Source organism: Hirschia litorea (assembly GCF_042665075.1).
Taxonomy (GTDB): Bacteria; Pseudomonadota; Alphaproteobacteria; order Caulobacterales; family Hyphomonadaceae; genus Hirschia; species Hirschia litorea.
In genome coordinates this window covers 110,219-131,834 of sequence record NZ_JBHTBR010000005.1, presented here as the reverse complement: position 1 = coordinate 131,834, position 21,616 = coordinate 110,219, and the positions used below count along the sequence as shown (strand labels likewise).

Sequence of the window (21,616 nt, the reverse complement as noted above, 5' to 3'; positions counted from 1 at the left end):
GCGCGCTTAATCGAAAGAAAAAGAGTGTGAAATTTATCTAGAAAATTTTATAGGCAGGGATTCTCAAATCTGACTCGCCTCACGGCTTTGCTGAATCAATTGTAAATGAAATTGGTGGACTTCTTGGTTTGGATTGTTCACATTGGGGTAGGGTTTGAGGTAGGGTAGGAACCTTGCGATGCTGAGTCAGAATTTTATTGAAGGGTGTGACCGCTTAAATTCTGCGACAACAGAAGCTGAGATCACGACTGCAATTCAGCGCTTTATTGAGAATAAAGGGTTTTGGTCTTTCAACTTGGGATATTTGGATACCGTAAATCATTCGACAAATGATGCACCATTGAAGTGGATATCTACTATGGATTCAGAATGGGAAGAGCATTACATGAACGAAGGCTATGATGCTGTTGACTTTGCGGTTAGAGAATTGCGGAAAGAAAGACCCAGTCCGATATTGGTTGGTTATGAACTTCTAAAGCAAAAGCAAACTCTAACGCCAACCGAAGAAAAATACCTAAAAGAAGCTAGCGAGGCAAATTGGCAAAACGGGGCTGTTATTCCTTTGGGATCGCTTCCAATGGACAATAAACCGCCTGTAGGTATAGGTGTTGCTTCAGACCTGAAGGCGGAGGCTTTTCAAAAAAACTGGAAAGAGCAATCTACTGAAGTTTTGATTTTTATGAATTACATGAACCAAGTTCTATCCCAGTCTATGGCGTCTTTGCTCTATGATATTGAAGCTTTAACGGTTCGAGAAAAAGATTGCCTTGCATTTCTTGCGTTAGGACTGCGGCCAGATGCGATAGGCGATAAACTCTTCATTGCGACGGTGACTGTGAATCTGCATATTAGTACAGCGAGACGAAAGTTGAAGGCGACAACGAATGCGCATGCTGTTGCGAAAGCTATTCGTCTCAATTTAATCTAGAAAACTATCATTTTTGATAGTTGAGCAGTCGGAATTATTCCGCGTATTCTACGCGTTACCTACCATTGGGTTGGGAGGGACACTTGGAAATGCAAAATACTCGTATTTCTGCAATAAGACTTCATAATATTAAGATGTCTGTACGGTCAGTTCTCGGGCTGGCCGTATTTCCTTGACTCTTCCTATCATTTCGGCCTAAAAGCCAACTTCTTTCCGCGTAGCTATAACTGCGCCTTGATCTGGGACGCTCCCATTTATTGGATGAGCCCAGCAGAAGCACCTCCGCTCAGCGCATTGCGCCCAGCGGGGCAAATTTGCTTTGTGCGCGTTTTATACGTGTGATTGAGGGGTAACTGGTTGCAAGGAGGGATGAGTGACGCCATTTTAGCCCTATGGTTAAAAGACCACGCAACACTCACAACAGACGATAAGGAGACTGGCGTATGTTTGACGCGCTGACAGACAGACTTTCGGGCGTATTTGAGGGCCTGACCGGAAAGGGTGCCCTTTCTGAAAAAGACGTGTCGTCTGCGCTGCGCGAAATTCGTGTCGCTCTACTCGAGGCCGATGTTGCACTCGACGTTGTTAAAAAGTTTATAGAAGAGATTAAGCCCAAGGCTGTTGGTGAGAGTGTTATCCGCTCTGTGAAGCCGGGTCAGCAAGTCATCAAAATCGTAAATGATGGCCTTGTAGAGATGTTGGGCGGTAATGAAGACGCCAAAGGTCTGCGTATAGATAATATTCCAGCCGTCATCATGATGGCTGGTCTGCAAGGTTCTGGTAAAACTACCACGACAGGGAAGCTTGCGCGCCGCTTAAAAACACAAGAACGTAAAAAGGTTCTGATTGCCTCCTTGGACGTTTACCGTCCAGCAGCGATGCAGCAGTTGAAAATTCTTGCTGAGCAAGTGGGTGTGGATGCACTGCCAATCGTGGAAGGTCAGCTTCCGGCAGATATTGCAAAGCGCGCAGTAAACGCTGCTAAACTTGGCGGCTATGATGTGGTTATCCTCGATACTGCAGGCCGTACTACGCTTGATGAGCAAATGATGAGTGAAGCAGCGCGTGTCGCTGAAATCTCAAATCCAGCGGAGACTATCCTCGTCGCGGATGCGCTAACAGGGCAAGATGCTGTGGAAACGGCTCGCCGTTTTAATGAGCGCCTTAAACTAACAGGTTTGATCCTTACGCGTATGGATGGGGATGGACGCGGCGGTGCTGCGCTCTCCATGCGTGCTGTGACAGGGTTGCCGATAAAATTCCTTGGTACAGGTGAAAAGTCGGATGGCCTTGAGGTCTTTGATGCGCACCGTATTGCGGGCCGTATTCTTGGTCAGGGCGATGTGGTTTCCCTCGTGGAAAAAGCCGCTGCTGAGATGGACGAGGAAAAAACCAAACGCATGGCCGAGAAAATGGCCAAAGGTGTGTTTGATCTGGATGACCTTGCCGAGCAATTTAAGCAAATGGAACGTATGGGCGGTTTAGGCGGCCTTATGGGCATGATGCCGGGCGCAAAAAAAGCCAAGCAAGCAATGGATGCTCAAGGCTTAGATGACCGTGTGATGAAGCGTCAGCATGGCATTATCATGTCCATGACAGCAAAAGAGCGCGCTAAACCTGCGCTTTTAAATGCCTCACGTAAAAAGCGTATTGCTGCAGGTGCAGGTGTGCATGTCTCTGAAGTGAACAAGGTTCTCAAAATGCATCAGCAAATGGCTGGCATGATGAAGAAAATGGGTAAAGGCGGCATGAAGCAAATGGCCAAGGCCATGGGCGCTATGGGGCAAGGTGGTTTGCCCGGTGGTCAAGCGATGGACCCAGCCGCGCTTCAGCAAATGGCTGGTAAAATGGGCGGCGGACTTCCTGGACTTGGTGGTCCTGGCATGCCAGGTGGAATGGGTGGCCTTCCAGGCCTCGGCGGACCTCGCGGAGGCAAGAAGAAATAGTGACTCAGTTCCTTTGTCAGAAATGCCAACATAATTTGGGTGGTGCTGCGCTGAAAGGCAAATGTCCCAATTGCGGTGCCACGTTCAAAGCTAAGCTTAGCTCTAAACTGATTATATTTAGTGCGATTTTCTTTGGCTTTATGTTTGGGCCGATTGTGGTGACTCCTATGGCGATGGCTAATGGTATTTCTCCGCAATCTATGACGGGCATTATCGTGGGCGTTTTGGGGTCTGCTACAGCCGTGATGGTTATGGGAACTTTATCATTGCGTGCGCTGAAGCATGACTGGGAGGGTGGACATGTCTGATGATACACCAATAGATGCACCGGCTGAATTGTTGAAACTTCGTGCATCAATCGACAATATTGATAATGCGATTATTCACATGCTCGCTGAACGCTTTAAGTGCACACAATCCGTGGGTATTTTAAAAGCAGAACACAATTTACCGCCTTCTGATAAGGCCCGCGAAGCGGCTCAGATAGATCGGTTACGTCAAATGGCAAAGGATGCGGATCTTGATCCCGAATTTGCTGAAAAGTTTCTCAATTTCATTGTGACGGAGGTTATCCGTCACCACGAACAGTTTCGCAAATAGCGGACAGAATATGGTCACTCGACCACATAATATATTGCCAAATCAGGAGATTATCTAATGGCTCTTAAAATTCGTCTTGCCCGTGGTGGTACTAAAAAACGTCCTTATTACCGTGTTGTTATCGCTGACAGCCGTAGCCCACGTGATGGTCGTTTCATCGAAAAAGTAGGTCACTACAACCCGCTTCTTTCAAAAGATGACGAAAACCGTGTTGGTCTAGAAGTCGACAAAATCAAAGAATGGCTTGCTAAAGGTGCGCTTCCAACAGAGCGTGTTGCACGTTTCCTTTCTGAAGCTGGATTGGTTGAGTGGAAACACGGAAACAACCCAAACAAAGCGAAACCAGGTCAAAAAGCTCAAGAGCGTATTCAAGAGAAAAAAGACAAAGAAGAAGAAGCTGCTGCTGCTGCTGAAGAAGCAAAGCAAGCTGCTGCTGAAGCGGCTGCTGCCGGTGAAGCTGCTGCAGAAGCTGCAACTGAATAAGCTAACTCAGCTTAATTCAATTCCGAGTTTGGCACTGACTCCTCTTTCCCTATTTAGGGGGAGAGGAGTATTCACTTGATAGGAGATCTTATGGATTTAAATATCCGAGAAGCACAGCTTGACGATATTGATTGGATCATTGACCTCAATCAAGCCAATGTGCCGGCTGTTGGCCCACTAACACGTGAAGAATATCTTGACCTTGAAGCTATGTGTCATGGTGTGTTGGTGGCGGAAGATGAAGAAGGTCAACGTCTTGGGTTTATTATGCTCATGGCGAAAGGGCGTGATTATGCCAGCCCTAACTATCGCTGGTTCGAAGCTAATCTTGAAAACTTCCTTTATGTAGATCGTGTTGCTGTGTCAGAAAACGGTCGCGGAAAAGGTGTCGGGTTAGCTTTGTATTCTGAGGCTTTGGATATGGCAGAAGCGCATGGTGCTGAAAAGCTTGCTGCTGAAGTGAATATCAAGCCTAAAAACGAAGTGTCTTTGAATTTTCATGCAAAGCTAGGCTTTGTAGAAATTGGACAATTGGAACGTCCAGACCAAGGCAAGGTTGTTGTTATGTTGTCGCGTCCTACGCTTAATCCTGAAATGCAAAACGGATGAGTCAAACTTCAAAGGAATCCGATCTTATCGTTGTAGCACAAATTGGCGGCGCGCACGGCGTGCGTGGTCATGTGCGGGTGCGCTCTTATACGGATTATCCTGAAGATTGTTTTGCGTATGGTCCATTGCTCGATGCCAATGGCAATATTGTTTTCACTGCCAAGAGCTATCAAGAGAATAAAGATGGTTTTGTCGTTTGGCCTGTTGAACACCGTCAGCGTGAAGAGTGGATGAAAATGAAAGGCGTGCTGCTGCATGTGCCGCGTAGCGCTTTGCCTGAACCTGATGAAGACGAGTTTTATTTCACTGACCTTATTGATTGTGAAGTTGTGCACGAAGATGGCCGTAAACTGGGCCGTGTGCTGCAGGTGTATAATTTTGGAGCGGATGATCTGCTTGAAATCAAAAGTCCGCTCGGTTCAGATTATATGCTGCCTTTCACGCGTGCGATCGTGCCAAAGGTGGATATTGTAGGGCGTCTACTGACAGCCCAACCAGAAGAGCAATACCTGCCAGATGCATTGCGCATTGACGATCCCGAAAATGAAGATGACGAGGGCAAACAGTCTGAGGAAGACTAATTGCTTACTTGCAGTTCTTATTAGGCTTTAGGAAGCGATAATATAAGACTGAATGCTTCTCACGGCTATTGATCAAGTTTTTGCGAATAGCTCCTTGAGGGCTCGTATCGACGTCCTGAATACGTATCTCGCTTTTTAAGAAGTCAACGAGATCTGCTGGCATCGCTGCCTGTTCGCGCCAGACCACTAGACAAGCGCCTCTGCCTGCTGTGGCGGGAGGAAAAGCTTTTAAAGGATAGTGAAGGTCAATCATTCGTGCATCGGGAAAAGTCGAGCGCAAATTGCCAGTAAGGTGTGGCTCATTTCCGACAATTGTTCCATCTGCAAAACCTTCGCGCGTCAAGCTTGTCGAAAAATCTGAAATTGGCTGGTATGCGCGGCAACGCGTTTCTGCGCAGCCCATTATGTCTTCGCTCCAATCCACGAAGCGCCCAGCCATTACTAAAACAACTGAAAGCCCAACAATGACGCCAAAGGCCTTCATGGCAATAAAATAGGGACCAGAGCGTTGAACCTGAAAGAATAACCATATCGGAAAAGCCATGAAGACAGGCAGCATCCATGGGGTTGTGAGACTATGGCCGGTAACAAGGGAAATCAGGCAGATAATGATAATGGATAGGCGTAATGTGTAGGAGAATAAGCGCCGCCAAGTGCGTTCAAACGGACCTTCTTCGACCTCTCTTTTGGGAAAAAAGGGATAGATGTAGGCAAACCACATTGGCCAGAATAACATCAGGAATAAAACACCTAACGGCATAGTGAATTTTGCAGCGGACAATATGCTTGTGCGTAGAGCAAGGGTGCGGTCCACCAAGAAGCTTTTTATACCTTCTTGTGTCGTGAAGATTATATCAGGGCCAAAGCCAAAATCAGCGAGGGTGAGGGCATTCGCCGGACCACCATCTTGCAGCAACCACATGCCATGCGCAGTATACACCACAAGGGTAGCAGCTAGGGCAACACCTACCCTGATCCACGTGATCGCAGGGGGGGACAGGCGGTCACCATTGGCATCATAGTGAGGGCGCGTCAGGGACTTCATTCCCATTGCTGCGCAAATCAAGCAAAAAGGGAAAAGTATAAGCTGCCAATGGCTTAAAGCACTGATGCCTGTTGTGATACCGAATGCGACCCACCAAAAATAACCCTTGTTTGTCAGTGCTTTAGTGAGGCATAAAAGCAATAAAGAGAGTGCGGAAAAGTCTAGAATTTGTGGTATTTTATCTTCATGCCCAGCCCAGCCAAGTGTAAAAATAAGAGCTAATGCACCTACAGCGCCTGCTGCCAGATCCAATCTGCGGTGCAAGAAGCCTTCATTGTCCATCCACTCAAAAACGGTCAAAGCTGCTTTATAATAAGCGCATAATCCAACAGCGAATAAGATATATTTGAGTGCAGCGACACTCGCGATACTTATTCCTACAGACGCGTTTAATGCAGCAAAAAACCATGTCAAAAGAGGGGGGTGGTCCCAGCTATAGCCGAGTTGGAAAGACTGGCCTAGAAGTGCAAAGCTTGCTTCATCAAGGGTCAATACCGGTGAAGTTATGAGTCTGATTAAAAAGTGAAGAACACAGTAGCCGAGTATGCATCCATAAATAACTCGCTCTTTGGGATAAATCCCATACGACGCTGATCGTACTGGATCATTATCGCTGCTCTGGGTGTTGAAATTTACATCTGCGGAATAAGACTGTGCCACGGCGCTATCACTCTTATTTATCGGCTCGTGGATCATTCCATTCAGCGGCAATCCCTTGGCCGCCGCGACGCACCAGCCAGATCATGCCCAATAGGTCTACAATACCTGCGCCTAATCTGGATAAAAAACCATATTTTGAAGCGCCATGCCAGCGTTCACGGTCGTTGACGAATTCTTCTCTAACTTCCCAACCAGCTCGTTTAATGAGAGCTGGAAAAAAACGGTGCATACTAGCGAAATAAGGGAGGTCTCTGAAGGCTTGTGTGCGGATGAGTTTAAAGCCGCATCCGGTGTCTTTAGCATCATCTCTAAGGCAAAACCGACGCACGCCATTGGCTATACGTGATTGAAGCCATTTAAAACCACTATCATTTCTGCTCGTGCGTCGACCAGCAATAATACCAAGCTTGGGTGGGGCACCGGGGTGAATTATATCATCCCAGATACGACGTGTATCAGCAGGGTCATTCTGCCCGTCTCCATCGAGAAGCTGCACCCAATCACCCGTAACCGATTTTAGGCCAGTAAACAGAGCAGCAGATTTACCGCTACGTTTAATGTGGGTAAGAATTTGTACGGTATCGGGGTATTTAAGCTGGGCTTCCGCGAGCTCAATTCCTGTGCTGTCTGCGGACGCATCATTCACGCAAATAATTTCAAATGAAATCCCGTCAAGCACCTGATGCACTTCTTCCAACAAAGGTGCGATATTGCCAGCTTCGTTAAAGAAAGGAATTAATACGGATAGTTTTAATGTTGATGACGCCACGACAAACCAGAGCTTACTTTGCGGCTAGGAATATCCGCCTCCAGAATCATTAACACACTTCAGAGGAAGATGAAGGCGGCGGATTGGACAAATTACGTTGATTTCAACAAAAAATGGAATGTGCGGGTATTTCCAAGCCTGATTGATAGGCGGTTAGTATGTCTCACACACAGAGTTTAAGTTAGAAGTCGGCACGGAAAGGTCTGCACGAACTTCATTTAGCAGGCTAATAAGGGAGACGCCTTCAAATGTGTCTGGGTCTGTTTGAGATTGTCCGATGTGTAGGGCGATTATTTTTCCTGTTGTCAGGTTGAATATAGGAGCACCCGTTTCCGGCAGAATTGTTGCGGCGTTATAGCTTATATAGCTAGTATTTTGTTCCGATTTCATTTTTGAAATCTGCAAGGTAGCAAAGGGTTGTGTGTTTTTTAAACCAGAGGAGGCGTGACCTCTAGCTGACGAGAAGCCCTGCTGCGCGGGAGCAAGCGCCATCATTCCGATTGGTTCAAAATCACTTTCAGTATTTGCTGGTAAACTCTGGTCTAGAGATTTTATGCGTGAAAATTTACGACAATCTAGATCACCAAAAGAAAGCGCACGGGCACCTTGGGGTAAAGTATTGCTTATTTCGTGTAGGCTAAACGCAGATTGATTGCCATTTTGAACTTGCGACTCCCATATTGAGTCTTGCGCTAAGAGGCGAGGGTCGCCGTGCAAAGCGGGGAGTTCCAAATTAAATGTATCGTTTGATACGGGCTCGACGGTGGCAAGCATAACACGCTCACTGAGTGTCTCAGAAGCAAGATGAAAATTAGCATTGCTTTTAGGAGTTTGCTGACGAGAGTCAAAATGGGAAGCAATTAAATCGTCTTGCGCCGAGCGATTAAAGGTGGGGGTTAAAATAAAGGATTTGCCTTGATAGGCTTGGCCTAGCAGGTCCCCCGCAACGATAATGCCTGTAAATTGCTGTGCTTGGTTCGCGTTAGTTGATGTTGGCGGGAATGTTATGCGTGCGATGGAGCCGGCATGACTTGCTGCGCGTGGATACCATCCTTGAATATCACTTAGGAAGCTGTCTTCTTCAGAAGAAAGTTTTAAGCGAATATCGGAGTATAGCCGAGTTTGAACATCTTCTAGGTGAGAGTTTTTATTTGAAATAAGGTCTATTTCATTTTGGAGAGACGTTGCGAGCTGATTGGCTCCTTGCCACTTTATACCAATGAATATTGTTATTGCTGCGAGGGCAGAAATAGCGACCATGCTTAACTTGGAAGGGCCTGGTTTTCTGGCTCTTGCAATGGAATCATTAAAAGCTTTTTGGCTGGCTGCGAGGAAGGCTTCTTCAAGTTTTGTGATTGGCGGAAAATGTTTCGGGATGTTTCTAGCCCATGATGTCGCGCGTTGAAGGTCCTTGCCATACATCAGCAATGTTGATGAGCGCCCGTGTTTATTCCACTTGTTAGCGAGAAGCGCGATACGCGTATGCTCTTTGATCCATGGAATGTCAGTTTTCAATTTTGAGACAAGTTGGGACAGGCTAACTGCAAAACTTGTGTCGCCTTGAAAGCTTACAAAAGGCATTTGCAACATCGCATCTGGCGCTTGCGATGAAGATATTTGCCGGATTGGAGCAAGAAAGATGCGCTTACCCATATGGTAGGCCATTTCTAATTCCGTAGTGGCAGCGCCTTCTTGAAGGGCGTCCGGTGATAGAACGAATACGATTGTATCAGAATTGGCGATTCTATCTTCTTGTTCTGCTTTTGAGAGAGCTTCGGGGGAAGGTGGAATATCGGTGGCTTGGTGGGATGTGCGTGCGTCAAAACCGCAAGTGTTTAGACCAGTCATCAGATCGGTCGCGAAACTGAGATCAGCTCGCGCGCAGCATATATATACTCGGAGTGTATGTTCGGGATCGTCTGACATGTGACCCCCTCAGCCCCTAACAAACATCATCAATATTAACTAATTTTGTAAAACTCTATATTTCAAACACAGCAAAGACAATGATTTAGGCTGATAACTTAATGTAGTTGTCAGAGAAAAGTTAACCATATTGTCTATTTGCAACAGGCGCATCATATATCAATTGTGGATATTCAACAGGCCTTACAACTAAATCGAGAACCTACAACCCTGTGAGTTGAATCGATATCTGAATTGGATGATTGGGTGGAAACACTTGATTGTCTAAAGAGGAGACGGCAAAGAGTATGGGCGGCCTGTCTGCATGAAATTGCTCGCTGCAAGTTCTTCGAGAGATATTTATGAGTTTTGACACGACATTTTTGACGCTTTTTCCTGAGGCTTTCCCTGGGATGCTTGATGTATCCATTATTGGTAGGGCGCGGGATCAAGGAATCTGGACGTGTGAAACTGTTGATATACGTGAATTTGGAGAAGGTAAGCACCGCCAAGTTGATGATACCCCAGCTGGCGGCGGAGCAGGTATGGTGATGCGAGCCGATATCATGGCAGCTGCAATTGAGTCTGTAGAACGCAAGAACCGGCCACTTATATATATGTCACCGCGAGGAGCGACCTTGAACCAAGCCAAAGTGCGGCAGTTAGCATCTGGTCCGGGGCTTATCGTTCTGTGTGGTCGATTCGAGGGATTAGATCAGCGCGTTATTGAGGCTTACGACATTGAAGAAGTGTCGATTGGTGATTTTATTCTTGCGGGCGGGGAAGTGGCAGCGCAAACTATGACTGAAGCTTGTGTGCGACTTTTGCCAGGGGTTGCGGGCAATGAAGAGAGCTTAGAACAAGAAAGTTTTGAGACCGGACTGCTTGAGCATCCTCATTATACGAAGCCAAGAAATTGGAAAAATCGGCCGACTCCGGACGTTTTATTGTCTGGAGACCATAAAAAGATAGAAGAATGGCGCCAAGTTCAGTCTTTGGCGTTGACAAAAGCTCGTAGACCAGATTTATACGCCTCCTTCAAGTTAAACGCAGCGACGAACGCGCGACCGAAAGATTAAGAGCTCTACAGATGGCCAACATTATTCAAACTCTCGAAGCTGAAGAGATGCAACGCGTTCTCGGCGACAAAACAATTCCTGATTTTTCTGCAGGTGACACACTACGTGTCAGCGTGAAGATTAAAGAAGGTGAGCGCGAACGCGTTCAGGCTTACGAAGGTGTATGTATCGCCCGTTCAGGCGGTGGTATCCAAGAAAGCTTCACAGTACGCAAACTTTCATTTGGTGAAGGTGTTGAGCGTGTTTTCCCTGTTGTTTCTCCAATGATTGAAAGCATTGAAGTGAAACGTAAAGGTAAAGTACGTCGTGCGAAACTTTACTACTTGCGCGGTCTTACTGGTAAGCGTGCACGTATTGTTGAGCGTACAACTGGACACGGGATTGTTCGTCGCGAGAAAAAAGAAAAAGCATAGTCTTTTTCGGAAGAGCATCTTCCAAGTAGAATTTAAGAAACGCCGCAATATTCAATATTGCGGCGTTTTTTGTTTGAAATCGAAACTTATGCGGTTGCTTCATTTTTGATTCCACGTCTAACCTTACAAATTGTAAATATGGGCGAGATGGAGGCTGGAGTGGCAGAAGCACAGGAAGACGAAAAAGTAGGTGGCTTTCTTGGGTGGATTGAGAGAACCGGAAATAAATTACCTGACCCGGTTGTTATTTTTTTCTATCTTGCACTTGTACTTATTGCGATATCCGTGGTGTGCGCGCTTGCTGGACTGACGGCGCTTCATCCTACGCAGGTTAATGCTGACGGTAATCCGCTCGTTGTTATGTCTCAAAGCTTATTGTCTGGCGAGAATATCGCTAAGTTTTGGGTTGAGATGACAAAAACTTTCTCTCACTTCCATCCTCTTGGTTATGTTCTTGTGGTAATGTTGGGGGCGGGTGTTGCTGAGCGTTCGGGGCTGTTTGGTGCTGCTATGCGTGCGGCGCTAGGCAATGCTCCGAAAGTCATCCTAACGCCGATGGTTGCTTTGATAGCAATGATTGCCAACCACGCTGCGGACGCGGCCTATGTTGTGATGATACCACTTGCGGGCATTATGTTCCACGCTGCGGGGCGTCATCCGATAGCAGGTATCGCTGCGGCTTTTGCAGGGGTGTCTGGTGGATTTTCTGCGAACATTTTGCCAGGGCAGTTAGATGTGTTGCTCTTTGGGATTACTGAAATAGCCGTTGAGGGCTCGCAACTCGATCCGAGTTGGACGATGAATGTTGCAGGAAACTGGTGGTTTATCTTCGTACTTACATTCATCTACCTACCTGTGATTTGGTATGTGACAGATAAAATTATTGAACCACGCCTTGCTAAGACGCCGTTTTCAAATACTGCGTCAGCAGATGAGAGTGTGCAAGATCCATCAGCTAAATTGTCATCGAATGAGAAAAAGGGGCTAAACCGTGCAGGGTTAGCGTTATTGCTGGTTGTCGGGGTGTGGCTCGTGATGACTTTTGGTCCCGGTACGCCTTTGATTGACGAACCGGCGTGTCCTGCGGCTGTTGAAGCTGAAGGTCAATGTGCTGCGGTTCAGCGTTTGGCACCTTTCTTCAAGTCTTTGGTCGGTGGTTTTATGGTCCTCTTTCTTGGTGCAGGTTGGGCCTATGGTTCTGCTGTTGGCACTGTGAAGAACCATAGAGATCTTGTGTCTATGATGGCAGAGGGTATGCGCGATATGGGGTATTACCTCGTGCTAGCCTTCGCTGCAGCTCATTTCGTGGCTTTGTTCAATTGGTCAAATTTAGGGTTGATCTTCGCAATACACGGTGCGGCTGGTATCGAGGCTTCTGGGCTTCCTTTGCCTATCGCGATGGGATTGATCGTACTTTTATCTGCAACGTTGAATTTGTTTGTTGGGTCAGCAAGTGCCAAATGGGCGCTTTTAGCACCGGTACTTGTGCCAATGCTTATGCTTTTGGGTGTGAGCCCAGAAGGAGCGACAGCGATTTACCGCGTTGGAGATGGTGCAACCAACATCATCACACCGCTAATGGTATACTTCCCGTTAGTGTTGGTATTTGCCAGACGTTGGAGCAAAGACTTTGGGCTAGGGTCACTAACTGCGATGATGATCCCATATTCTGTGTGGATGCTTGTCACAGGTCTATTACTGGTGGTGCTCTGGGTGTTCCTTGGTTTGGATTTGGGGCCAGCCGCGCCTATCGCATATAGTCTTCCAGGAAACTAAAATACTTACCCTCTGCTCAGTAAAACTGAGTGGAGGGTTAAACTTTTAGGTTCGTAGCAATTCCTGAGTGTGCTGCGCTACTCTTGGGCTGTGCTACGGTGCCCGCGCGTCCATAACCAGCAGGAGCAGCACGCGAGGTCGCAACTTCCTCTGTAAGAGCTCTTACAAGCCCTTCTGTAACCTCTTTGGAAGCTAGAAGGGCGTTGGCGTGGCGTTCAGAAAGTTCACGAAAAGCTTCAACTGTGTTTTTAAGCTCTTCTTTTTGCGCTTGGCTAGCTTCAGCCAATAAAGTTGGGTTAGCGCGGATATTAGCAATCTCGATACGATAAGCGTGTGCGAGTTTTTCTTTCTCTGCCCAATCTTGAGAAGTTGCATCAAGGCGATTTTCTTGGTGGGCCACGATTTCTTCACTTATCAGCGTGCTAAGGCGTTGGGTAATAGCGATCAACTGATCTGCGCGGTCTGCGCCATCATGTGCTGCAATTGCCATGTTTAATCTTCCAGTCCTTGCATACGAAGTATTTCCGTCAGAACAGATTCAGCAATCCCCACGCCGCCAGCATTGGAGAGTGATTTTGCATATTGTTCCGTGAGCATCGGTCGAAATGCCTCTTCAGCCTGACCGCCGCCAAAAGGGCCATCTGTTTCTATCTGGTTGAAGATCGGTTGCAGCATTTCAGCCAGAAACATGGTCTCAAACTCTTTGGCCATTTCCTCGGCTTTTTCACGCGTTTGCGCTTCTGTGAACTTAAAGTCTTTCTGGAAATTGGCAGATTTAAGTGTGTTTATGTCAAATGGAAGGGAGAGGGAGTCGGTCATGGTTACATCACCTCGATATCAGCTTGCAGTGCGCCGGATGCTTTGAGTGCTTGCAGGATAGAAATCATATCCCGTGGGCTGACACCAAGCGCATTCAAGCCATTCACCAAATCATCTAATGGTACACTGCCACCCACAATCGCGAGGTCTGCAACATCTTCATTCGCGACGATATCTGTCTGAGGCACAACAACTGTTTCACCTTCTCCAAACGCATTAGGTTGTGAGACGGCGGGTTGTTCGGATACAGAAATTGTAAGATTGCCTTGTGCAATAGCAACTTTAGAAACACGCACGTTTTCGCCCATCACGATAATGCCAGTTGTTTCATTGATAATGATCCGGGCAGGCTGATCTGGGTCAACTTCGAGTCGTTCGATCTCAGCAATCAAATTTGACATCCCGCCCGGAAATTCGAAGGGGCGAGCAAGCGACACTGTGCCGGGGTCTGTGGCTAAAGCTGCTGTTGTGCCCAGATAGGCGTTGATGACTGCTGCAATGCGTGTTGCTGTTGTAAAGTCTGGATTGCGTAGTGATAGGCGCAATTTGTTTTGGTCATTTAGCTCAAACGGAACTTCAAGTTCCACAAGTGCCCCATTGGGAATACGACCATTGGTCGGTACGTTACGAACAAGTGCTGTGCCTGAATCTCCAGATGCAGCAAAGCCACCGACAGCCACCGAACCTTGCCCAACGGCGTATACTTCTCCATTGGCGCCCATGAGCGGCGTAACAAGAAGTGTGCCGCCTTCAAGGCTTTTGGCATCGCCCATTGCTGACACAGTAACGTCAATGCGTGATCCTGCTGTTGAAAAAGCAGGGAGGCTAGCAGTAACCATAACGGCGGCTACGTTTTTAGTATTGAGAGTTTCATCCCGCGTATTTACACCAAGGCGTTCTAGCATCGCTTCTAGGCTTTGGCGGGTCATGGGAGAGTTTCGTAAACTATCACCAGAGCCATTCAATCCCACGACGATACCATATCCAATAAGTTGGTTCTCTCTGACGCCTTCAATATCAACAATATCTTTTAGGCGAGAGCCGGCATGGGCAGCCCCTATTGGGAATACCATGTAGAGGGATAATAGTATGGCGCAGATAATGCGACTCATGTTTGCGTCCTCTTGTGTATGCGTCGCGTTATTGGCTCAAGAAAGGCTTTTCTTGGAGACGTAAACTCAACACGCAGATCATTCTTAGGGGCTATTTTCGCGCCTAACCCAAAACAAACACTTAACATTTTCGCTTTTTTTTAATTTTCTATTAGGATGAAATTAACCTTTTGGTAGGATTCTACCCACCTATGCGGGAGCTCCTAATAATGCGCGTTTCACGTCCAGTTTCAGCTAAACCAGCAGCAGGTGTATCAAAGACGAATACATCTAAATCTGCAGGCTTTTCAAATCTTGTTTCCAGCACAAATTCTGCTTCAAGTAGCGAGCATACTGCACCCAATGCAGCTAGCGGTAGCGTTGGCGGGATAAGTGGTGTAGAATCCATTATGGCCTTGCAAGCATTGGATAATTCCAGTGAAAGACGTAACAAAGCTATGCGTAAAGGTCGGCGCATGTTGGACGCTTTAGACCGATTGCAAATCTCGGTTTTAGATGGCCAAACATCAACGGCGCATTTGGGGCTTTTACGCCGTGCACTGAGCGATATGAGAGACGCTACAGGCGATGATGGTCTAGATAATGCATTGAGCCATATTGAAGTGCGAACAGCTGTTGAGATAGCGAAACTAGAACGTCAACAAAAAGAAATGCTCTAGTCTAAACTTCGCGTTGTGAATGCTGTGAAATATTCGGTGTTGTAGCTCAGCACATTGTTCGCTATATGAGCCCTGCCTGAAGGAGGCTTTGTGGTTGATTCCGCAAAGACAAAGGCAGTGAACAGGAGTGTGACGAATGAGCGTAAGTCTTGAAAATTACACACCGTCAGCAGATGAAGAATATATGTGCGAGCGCCACAAAGCTTATTTTAAAGCGAAACTGGAAGCTTGGAAAAAAGATATCATCGACGGTACACGCGAAACTATGGAATCTATGCAGGAAGAGGCTTCCAATCTGCCAGACTTGGTAGATCGAGCATCTAACGAAGCAGACAGAGCGCTTCAATTAAGAACGCGAGACCGCCAACGGAAACTTGTTTCTAAAATCGATGCAGCCCTTCGCCGTATCGAATCTGATGAATATGGTTTTTGTGAAGATACAGGCGAGCCAATTGGTTTGGGGCGTCTAACTGCCCGCCCAACGGCGACTTTATGTGTTGAGGCACAAGAACGTCACGAGAAAAAAGAACGTACTATTCGCGACGATTAGAATTATCACACAGATTTACTGTCCAATTGTAAAAGGCGGCTCCTATGAGCCGCCTTTTCAATATGTGGTGTCATATTTAATTTAGAACGGGTTTACCGCTTCAACAGCGCGTTGAGAAAAGCCTGCGCGCTGAAGGTTAGATAAATCGCCACGCCCTCCATAGGATATACGTGCTTGCGCCAATTGGGTGTGCGAAATGGTATTGGTGGCTGAAATATCCTGCGGACGTATAATCCCGCCGACAAGTAGCTCACGCACTTCGTTATTGACTTTTACTTCTTGAGAGCCAGCGATCACTAAATTTCCGTTTGGCAATTTTTGGGTAATAACAGCAGCCACAGTGAGATTGATCGATTCTGCACGGTTAACTGTACCTGTCCCATTGGAGGTAGAGGAGGAACCAAAATCAGCTCCGGGGGATAGTCCAATACCGCCGGGAATATTGCGGTCGATCAATTCATTTAGACCAAACATTGCGTTCATCTCAGCACTGGTTGAACCAGATTTACTGCGGGATGTCGTGTTGTTGACTTGTGCTTGGTCAGAAATGGCTATGTTCACTGTTAGAATATCACCAATATTTCCAGCACGCTGATCGTCGAAGAAAGAGCGCGCACCTGTACGCCATAGAGAATTTTGTGAATAGTTTTGTGCTAATGGCGCAGGTTGAGGCATGGACACAGGATAAGGTCCGGCCACAACAGCTGGGTTTTGTATAGGTGTAAGCTCAGGAGAGGCCATCTTGTCGGATATGCCTGATGTGGCACAAGCTCCGAGCATTGCCGTCATTGCTACAGTTGCAGCAGTTTTGAGTGTGTGTGTTTCGCTCATATTTATCTCAATTCTTAACGGCTTAATATTCAGGTTTATCGGTCGAGTACGCGAGCTTCACCCGCACCCGATACAATGGCGTCTATTGTTCGTTTGGAGTAATTATTCAGCACGCGAACGGGTGCGCCCATCGCAGCATCCATCAGTGCTTTTCCATCTACTGATAGGCGTAGACCACCTTTGATATAGGTCAGCGTGACAGGATCGCCTTTTTTTATCAAAGCGGGAGTTTCAACATCGCTTAACCGAAAGCTTGTTTGCGCGCGTACAGATCGCAATAATTCCTTACCTATCACATCCGTCTTTTGTGTTGGCGTCCCTGTTGGACGAAGGCCATTTTTAGGTGGCTCAATCCAAATGAGGTCTTTGGCGCTGATAATGTCTCCACGCGAGAAATTATCATTCAAAGCTAAAAGGTGTTTAGGCGTAGGTGGCTCATTGTCAGGTGGAAGCAGGGCTTGTGCAGCGTCGCGTTTTGCTTTCGCTATAGCTTCATTTGAATAGCGTGAGACAACTATCGGATCGGTCTGGTTGCTGGGGAAATACACTCCGTTTTCACGCGCGATATTGCCAACAAATTGAGGGTCCAATTTCATTGTTTGACCAGGGTCGGGTGAAGGCGCAACACGCACATTGGCTAATGGCCCGGATGCTTCTGCTACGTCTCCAAGCGTAATCCATGGGCCAGAGACAGATACTGAAGTATCTGCGCTATCAGCTTTCGCATGCGGCGCACACGCCAACATGGCAGCCAAGAAAGTCAAATGGAAAAGTGTATTACGCATACCGAATGTGTCCGCTTATCTCACTATTTCAATTGTGCTGTTGTTTGCAGCATTTCGTCGGTTGATGTGATAACTTTGGAATTCATTTCATATGCACGCTGCGCGGTAATAAGCGCGGAAATTTCAGTCACTGCATTGACGTTGGAGGTTTCCAGAAACCCCTGCAATATTGTTCCATATCCAATTGCGCCGGCTTGACCACGGTTAGCTGCGCCTGATGCAACTGTTTCAAGAAGCAAGTTGTCTCCGATAGCGTCTAGGCCGGCGGGATTTACAAAGCGTGCAAGCTCTAATGCGCCTAAATCGGTAGGGTCAGTGGCACCAGCTGTCGTTGCTGATACGGTCCCTTGCGCATTGATAGTGATGCTAAGCGTATCTACAGGAACGGTAATGCCTGGAGATACTGTGTAGCCATCTTCTGTTACGATTTGACCGTCACCATTGACCGAGAAATTCCCAGCACGTGTGTATGCATCCCGTCCGTCTGGCAATTGAACGATAAAATATCCATCACCTTGCATGGATAGGTCATACGGGTTGCCAGTTTGCTGTGTGTTGCCGTGTTCCATAATGCGGTACACAGAGCCTGTTTTCACACCGGTACCCACTTGCACACCCGTCGGTACAATTGTGTTCGCGTCAGAAGAGGACACACCCATTTTCTCGACATTCGTATACAGAAGGTCCTGAAATTCTGCGCGTTGGCGTTTAAAGCCGGTCGTGTTCATGTTGGCGATGTTGTTCGAGATTACTTCAACATTAAGCTGTTGAGCTTGCATCCCTGAAGCGGCTGTACTGAGTGCACGCATGAACTAATTCCTCTTACCATTTGCTGGCTGAAGCCAGACTTGAACTTATATGTTTTAACTAGCGGACCTGAGCGAGTTTACGTATCGCTTGCTCTCGCATGTCATTTGAATTTGAAATGAGTTTCGCCACGCTTTGGTACGCGCGAGAAATCTCGATCATTTGAGTCATTTCCACGATAGGAGAGACGTTGGAGCTTTCCAGAAACCCTTGAGCAATTCTCACATCGGCATCAATTGGTTCTTGCTCTCCACGCACGTAAAGATTGTTCCCAACCTTCTCTAGTGCAGCGGGCATTTCAAATGTCTTCAGTTTGAACTGACCAATCTGCGCGCCATCTTGCATGATTGACCCGTCTTTATTTATTACGAGCTCGCCACCCGCAGGATCAATAGCAATAGGGACCCCATCAGCGAGCAGTGTTTCGCCGTCCAATACTTCGCCTTCACCGCGCAGCAAATAGCCATTGCGCGTGACGAGCATACCGTCAGGGTTCATCGAAAATTCGCCATCGCGTGTATAGAAAACGTCACCATTGGGGGCTTCAACTTCGAAAAAGCCATTTCCATCAATCGCCATATCAAGCGGATTACCTGTCTGGGAAAAACTTCCCGTATTCATATCGCGCTGTAGCTGCCAACCTTGGGCGAAGGTGATGTCGTGTGGGTTTTCAGCCGCGCGCGCAGGGCGTTCGGTAATTTCGTGATTCACAAGATGCTCAACCTTGAAGCCGGTCGTATTCATATTGGCAAGATTGTTGGCCGTCACATCCATACGTTTACGCAGTAATTCCTGCGTTGACAGACCAATTGCGAGTGAATTGTCCATTGGACCACACAAACCTGACGCGAGGCTCTGCTATTTTTTCAGAGACTGCGAGTGACGCTTCGCACCACTATAGCGTGGCTAAATTGTCATGCGATCTGCGCTATTTTGCGCGGAACCTATAAGTTTTCAAACTCTAAAATGCCCTCATGATGGTTAACACCCTATTGAGAGAAAGTAGGTCGCTGTGAATTTTTTTCCGCTTTTAGTGGGCAAATACTACCCATCTCCATGAATCGTTAACGAAGTAGGGCGATTTTGCCCAGTATAAGTAATTCACGCGTGAAAAGTATTGAGCAGGTCCCATGGCGAAAGATACAACAAAATCTGAAGACGCTGCAGGCGACGAAGAAAAGCCTGCAAAGAAAAAATTAGCAGGCAAGACAATGGTCTTGTTCTTTGTGATCCCCGCCTTGTTAATTATGGGCGGCGGTGTAGCAGTGGGTATGATGCTTGCTGGCGGCGGCAAAGATGATGCACCAGTAGAACATGCCGCTAAAGATGATCATGGTGATGAAAAAGCAGATGATCACGGCAAAGCTAAAGACGATCATGGCAAGGCCAAGGATGATCATGGGAAAAAAGATGATGGTCATGCTGAAAGCGCTTCGGGCGGCGGCCACGAAGGACCATCGCGCGAGACAGGGACGCTGCAAGTCGGAAACACGGGCGACCCATCCTACTACATCATGCCTGATTTGCTCGTGAACCTTGCTAGCCAAGACGGTGATCGCCAGTTGTTTTTGAAATTAAAACTGACTCTTGAAGCAGAAGACCCAGAGATGTTTGCTGATATTCCCAAAATGCTTCCACGTATTACGGACCAGTATCAAATGTTTTTGCGCGAATTGCGCGTGGATGATTTGAACGGATCAGCTGGAGGGTATCGTTTACGGTTGGAATTGTTGCGTCGTATCAATATCGCCATTGCGCCTTCACGGGTGGATGCCGTGTTGATCGAAGAAATGCTTGTGCAGTAGGAGCATTGATTCATGGCAGATGAAGATTGGGATGTAGATGGCGGCGAATCGAGTAACTTCGATGAAGATATGGCCGCTGCATGGGAAGCCGAACTTGCCAATGAGGCAGAGGCAGACCTAGATCCGTCTAATATGACGCAAAGTGCAGCTGGTTCAGAACGTATTTTGAACCAGGATGAAATCGACTCTCTACTCGGTTTCTCGCTTGAAGATGAAGATGATGGCAAGGGATCTGGTATCCGCTCTATCATCAACTCTGCGCATGTATCCTATGAACGCCTACCCATGTTGGAGGTGGTGTTTGACCGCCTCGTGCGCCTTCTTACAACCAGTTTGCGGAATTTTACCTCTGATAACGTAGAGGTCTCGCTAGATTCAATCGCCAGTATGCGATTTGGTGATTATCTTAATTCCATTCCATTGCCTGCTATTTTGGCAGTCTTCAGGGCCCGCCAGCTAGACAATTACGGGCTAGTGACTGTTGATTCCAACCTCATTTATTCCATTGTGGATGTATTGCTAGGTGGACGTCGTGGTACGGCTGCCATGCGTGTTGAGGGGCGACCTTACACCACGATTGAGCGCATGTTGGTGACACGTCTTGTCGAGGTAATTTTGGCCGACGCTAAAAAGGCGTTCAACCCGCTGACTGAAGTTGATTTTGATTTGGACCGTATCGAAACCAATCCAAGGTTTGCAGCGATTGCGCAGCCAGCCAATGCCGCAATTCTAGTGCGGTTACGCGTCGATATGGAAGATCGTGGCGGGCGTTGTGAATTGATGTTGCCATACGCCACACTCGAACCCATTCGGAAAATGCTGCTTCAAAACTTTATGGGTGAGAAGTTTGGTAATGACAATATTTGGGAAGGCCACCTCGCAACGGAAATCTGGACTGCTCCTACGAATGTGCGGGTCGTAATGGATGAATTTGAGCAACCTTTGGGGCGGATGATGAGTTTGGAAGTGGGAGATACATTGCTCATGAATGTTGGGCAAAACTCTAAAGTATCACTCCGGTGTGGGGATATTTATCTCACGGAAGGCCAAATTGGTCGTATCGGCAAAAAGGTAGCAGTGCGCGTTGAGGCACCGCTCGAAGGCGTTGCAAAGAAACGTCTCGTGGAGAGTAAAATATGACCATCTCACCATCTATGATCGTAGATATTTTTTTAATCGTCTTATTGCTTATAGCGATTGCGTATTTTTGGCGGCTTGATCATCGCTTGAAGGCGATAAAATCGGGGCGTGATACCATGCTTGAGGCCACTAAAGAGCTGGCGTTGACGATCAACCAAGCACAAGAAACCATTGCAGACCTTAAAACATCATCAACTGAAATTGGATCTAAATTACAAACTCAGATTGATGAGGCGCGCGCACTTCATAAGCGTGGTCAAGAAAGTTCTGTACAACATGGCGATGCAGGTTTGCGTCGCCGTAATACATATTAG

25 protein-coding genes are annotated in these 21,616 nt (G+C 47.2%); 15 read left to right on the top strand and 10 right to left on the bottom strand.

Features of this window, described 5'->3' with window-relative positions; translation table 11 throughout:
* The first annotated feature begins 178 nt into the window (after positions 1 to 178).
* The 7 genes from ACFQS8_RS09370 to rimM all read left to right on the top strand — a co-directional run bounded on the left by ACFQS8_RS09370 (position 179) and on the right by rimM (position 5,147).
* Positions 179 to 928: a helix-turn-helix transcriptional regulator gene (locus ACFQS8_RS09370; RefSeq protein ID WP_382167062.1), complete on the top strand. Its 750-nt coding sequence runs from the start codon at positions 179 to 181 to the stop codon at positions 926 to 928.
* A 443-nt stretch (positions 929 to 1,371) separates the two neighbouring features.
* Positions 1,372 to 2,874: a signal recognition particle protein gene (ffh, locus tag ACFQS8_RS09365; RefSeq protein WP_382167061.1), complete on the top strand. Its 1,503-nt coding sequence runs from the start codon at positions 1,372 to 1,374 to the stop codon at positions 2,872 to 2,874.
* Entirely contained in the window at positions 2,874 to 3,182 is a 309-nt protein-coding gene (locus ACFQS8_RS09360; RefSeq protein WP_382167060.1) for a hypothetical protein, read from the top strand. Before ffh ends, ACFQS8_RS09360 begins: the two co-directional genes overlap by 1 nt.
* On the top strand, positions 3,175 to 3,474 hold the full coding sequence (locus ACFQS8_RS09355) for a chorismate mutase (RefSeq protein ID WP_382167059.1): 300 nt from the start codon (positions 3,175 to 3,177) through the stop codon (positions 3,472 to 3,474). The genes ACFQS8_RS09360 and ACFQS8_RS09355 overlap by 8 nt, the downstream gene beginning before the upstream one ends.
* 57 nt (positions 3,475 to 3,531) lie before the next feature.
* The gene (rpsP, locus tag ACFQS8_RS09350) at positions 3,532 to 3,957 is read left to right on the top strand and encodes a 30S ribosomal protein S16 (protein WP_382167058.1); all 426 of its coding nucleotides are present in this window, start codon (positions 3,532 to 3,534) and stop codon (positions 3,955 to 3,957) included.
* Positions 3,958 to 4,047: 90 nt separating this feature from the next.
* A complete protein-coding gene (locus ACFQS8_RS09345; RefSeq protein ID WP_382167057.1) occupies positions 4,048 to 4,566 on the top strand; it encodes a GNAT family N-acetyltransferase in 519 nt (172 codons plus the stop codon).
* On the top strand, positions 4,563 to 5,147 hold the full coding sequence (gene rimM / locus ACFQS8_RS09340; protein WP_382167056.1) for a ribosome maturation factor RimM: 585 nt from the start codon (positions 4,563 to 4,565) through the stop codon (positions 5,145 to 5,147). Before ACFQS8_RS09345 ends, rimM begins: the two co-directional genes overlap by 4 nt.
* A gap of 4 nt (positions 5,148 to 5,151) precedes the next feature.
* On the opposite strand, the gene ACFQS8_RS09335 is transcribed toward rimM, so the two are convergent.
* The 3 genes from ACFQS8_RS09335 to ACFQS8_RS09325 form a co-directional block, all read right to left on the bottom strand.
* Positions 5,152 to 6,852, bottom strand: a complete 1,701-nt coding sequence (locus ACFQS8_RS09335) for a hypothetical protein (RefSeq protein WP_382167055.1) — start codon at positions 6,850 to 6,852, stop codon at positions 5,152 to 5,154.
* A gap of 13 nt (positions 6,853 to 6,865) precedes the next feature.
* The gene (locus ACFQS8_RS09330; RefSeq protein WP_382167054.1) at positions 6,866 to 7,621 is read right to left on the bottom strand and encodes a glycosyltransferase family 2 protein; all 756 of its coding nucleotides are present in this window, start codon (positions 7,619 to 7,621) and stop codon (positions 6,866 to 6,868) included.
* A 153-nt stretch (positions 7,622 to 7,774) separates the two neighbouring features.
* Positions 7,775 to 9,547: a toll/interleukin-1 receptor domain-containing protein gene (locus ACFQS8_RS09325; RefSeq protein WP_382167053.1), complete on the bottom strand. Its 1,773-nt coding sequence runs from the start codon at positions 9,545 to 9,547 to the stop codon at positions 7,775 to 7,777.
* A gap of 341 nt (positions 9,548 to 9,888) precedes the next feature.
* Here ACFQS8_RS09325 and trmD point away from each other — a divergent pair, with 341 nt between their 5' ends.
* From trmD to ACFQS8_RS09310, 3 genes are all read left to right on the top strand, one after another.
* Positions 9,889 to 10,605 carry a tRNA (guanosine(37)-N1)-methyltransferase TrmD gene (gene trmD / locus ACFQS8_RS09320; RefSeq protein WP_382167051.1) on the top strand — a complete coding sequence of 239 codons (717 nt, stop codon included), beginning with the start codon at positions 9,889 to 9,891 and terminating at the stop codon, positions 10,603 to 10,605.
* A gap of 11 nt (positions 10,606 to 10,616) precedes the next feature.
* Positions 10,617 to 11,018: a 50S ribosomal protein L19 gene (gene rplS, locus ACFQS8_RS09315; protein WP_382167049.1), complete on the top strand. Its 402-nt coding sequence runs from the start codon at positions 10,617 to 10,619 to the stop codon at positions 11,016 to 11,018.
* 159 nt (positions 11,019 to 11,177) lie between these two features.
* Complete coding sequence (locus ACFQS8_RS09310) at positions 11,178 to 12,794, top strand: AbgT family transporter (RefSeq protein WP_382167048.1); 1,617 nt, start codon at positions 11,178 to 11,180, stop codon at positions 12,792 to 12,794.
* Between the two features lie 37 nt (positions 12,795 to 12,831).
* Here ACFQS8_RS09310 and ACFQS8_RS09305 read toward each other — a convergent pair whose 3' ends face one another.
* From ACFQS8_RS09305 to ACFQS8_RS09295, 3 genes are read right to left on the bottom strand one after another with little or no spacing between them, the layout of a single operon-like run.
* Positions 12,832 to 13,284, bottom strand: a complete 453-nt coding sequence (locus ACFQS8_RS09305; RefSeq protein WP_382167047.1) for a flagellar basal-body protein FlbY — start codon at positions 13,282 to 13,284, stop codon at positions 12,832 to 12,834.
* Positions 13,285 to 13,286: 2 nt separating this feature from the next.
* Entirely contained in the window at positions 13,287 to 13,613 is a 327-nt protein-coding gene (locus ACFQS8_RS09300) for a rod-binding protein (RefSeq protein WP_382167046.1), read from the bottom strand.
* Positions 13,614 to 13,615: 2 nt separating this feature from the next.
* Positions 13,616 to 14,725 carry a flagellar basal body P-ring protein FlgI gene (locus ACFQS8_RS09295; protein ID WP_382167045.1) on the bottom strand — a complete coding sequence of 370 codons (1,110 nt, stop codon included), beginning with the start codon at positions 14,723 to 14,725 and terminating at the stop codon, positions 13,616 to 13,618.
* Positions 14,726 to 14,934: 209 nt separating this feature from the next.
* On the opposite strand from ACFQS8_RS09295, the gene ACFQS8_RS09290 reads away from it, so the two are divergent.
* Together ACFQS8_RS09290 and dksA are read left to right on the top strand one after the other, a co-directional pair.
* Positions 14,935 to 15,384: a flagellar assembly protein FliX gene (locus tag ACFQS8_RS09290; RefSeq protein WP_382167044.1), complete on the top strand. Its 450-nt coding sequence runs from the start codon at positions 14,935 to 14,937 to the stop codon at positions 15,382 to 15,384.
* Between the two features lie 136 nt (positions 15,385 to 15,520).
* On the top strand, positions 15,521 to 15,934 hold the full coding sequence (dksA, locus tag ACFQS8_RS09285) for an RNA polymerase-binding protein DksA (RefSeq protein ID WP_382167043.1): 414 nt from the start codon (positions 15,521 to 15,523) through the stop codon (positions 15,932 to 15,934).
* A gap of 81 nt (positions 15,935 to 16,015) precedes the next feature.
* Here dksA and flgH read toward each other — a convergent pair whose 3' ends face one another.
* The 4 genes from flgH to flgF are packed head-to-tail and all read right to left on the bottom strand — an operon-like array spanning position 16,016 to position 19,185.
* Positions 16,016 to 16,765, bottom strand: coding sequence for a flagellar basal body L-ring protein FlgH (gene flgH, locus ACFQS8_RS09280; RefSeq protein ID WP_382167042.1), 750 nt, complete (start codon positions 16,763 to 16,765; stop codon positions 16,016 to 16,018).
* 35 nt (positions 16,766 to 16,800) lie between these two features.
* Positions 16,801 to 17,550: a flagellar basal body P-ring formation chaperone FlgA gene (flgA, locus tag ACFQS8_RS09275; RefSeq protein ID WP_382167041.1), complete on the bottom strand. Its 750-nt coding sequence runs from the start codon at positions 17,548 to 17,550 to the stop codon at positions 16,801 to 16,803.
* A 23-nt stretch (positions 17,551 to 17,573) separates the two neighbouring features.
* Positions 17,574 to 18,359 carry a flagellar basal-body rod protein FlgG gene (gene flgG, locus ACFQS8_RS09270; RefSeq protein ID WP_382167040.1) on the bottom strand — a complete coding sequence of 262 codons (786 nt, stop codon included), beginning with the start codon at positions 18,357 to 18,359 and terminating at the stop codon, positions 17,574 to 17,576.
* A gap of 58 nt (positions 18,360 to 18,417) precedes the next feature.
* On the bottom strand, positions 18,418 to 19,185 hold the full coding sequence (flgF, locus tag ACFQS8_RS09265) for a flagellar basal-body rod protein FlgF (RefSeq protein WP_382167039.1): 768 nt from the start codon (positions 19,183 to 19,185) through the stop codon (positions 18,418 to 18,420).
* 302 nt (positions 19,186 to 19,487) lie between these two features.
* Here flgF and ACFQS8_RS09260 point away from each other — a divergent pair, with 302 nt between their 5' ends.
* From ACFQS8_RS09260 to ACFQS8_RS09250, 3 genes are read left to right on the top strand one after another with little or no spacing between them, the layout of a single operon-like run.
* Positions 19,488 to 20,162 (top strand): flagellar basal body-associated FliL family protein, encoded by a 675-nt coding sequence (locus ACFQS8_RS09260; protein WP_382167038.1) that lies wholly within the window; start codon positions 19,488 to 19,490, stop codon positions 20,160 to 20,162.
* A gap of 12 nt (positions 20,163 to 20,174) precedes the next feature.
* Entirely contained in the window at positions 20,175 to 21,302 is a 1,128-nt protein-coding gene (fliM, locus tag ACFQS8_RS09255) for a flagellar motor switch protein FliM (protein WP_382167037.1), read from the top strand.
* Entirely contained in the window at positions 21,299 to 21,616 is a 318-nt protein-coding gene (locus tag ACFQS8_RS09250) for a DUF6468 domain-containing protein (RefSeq protein ID WP_382167036.1), read from the top strand. Before fliM ends, ACFQS8_RS09250 begins: the two co-directional genes overlap by 4 nt.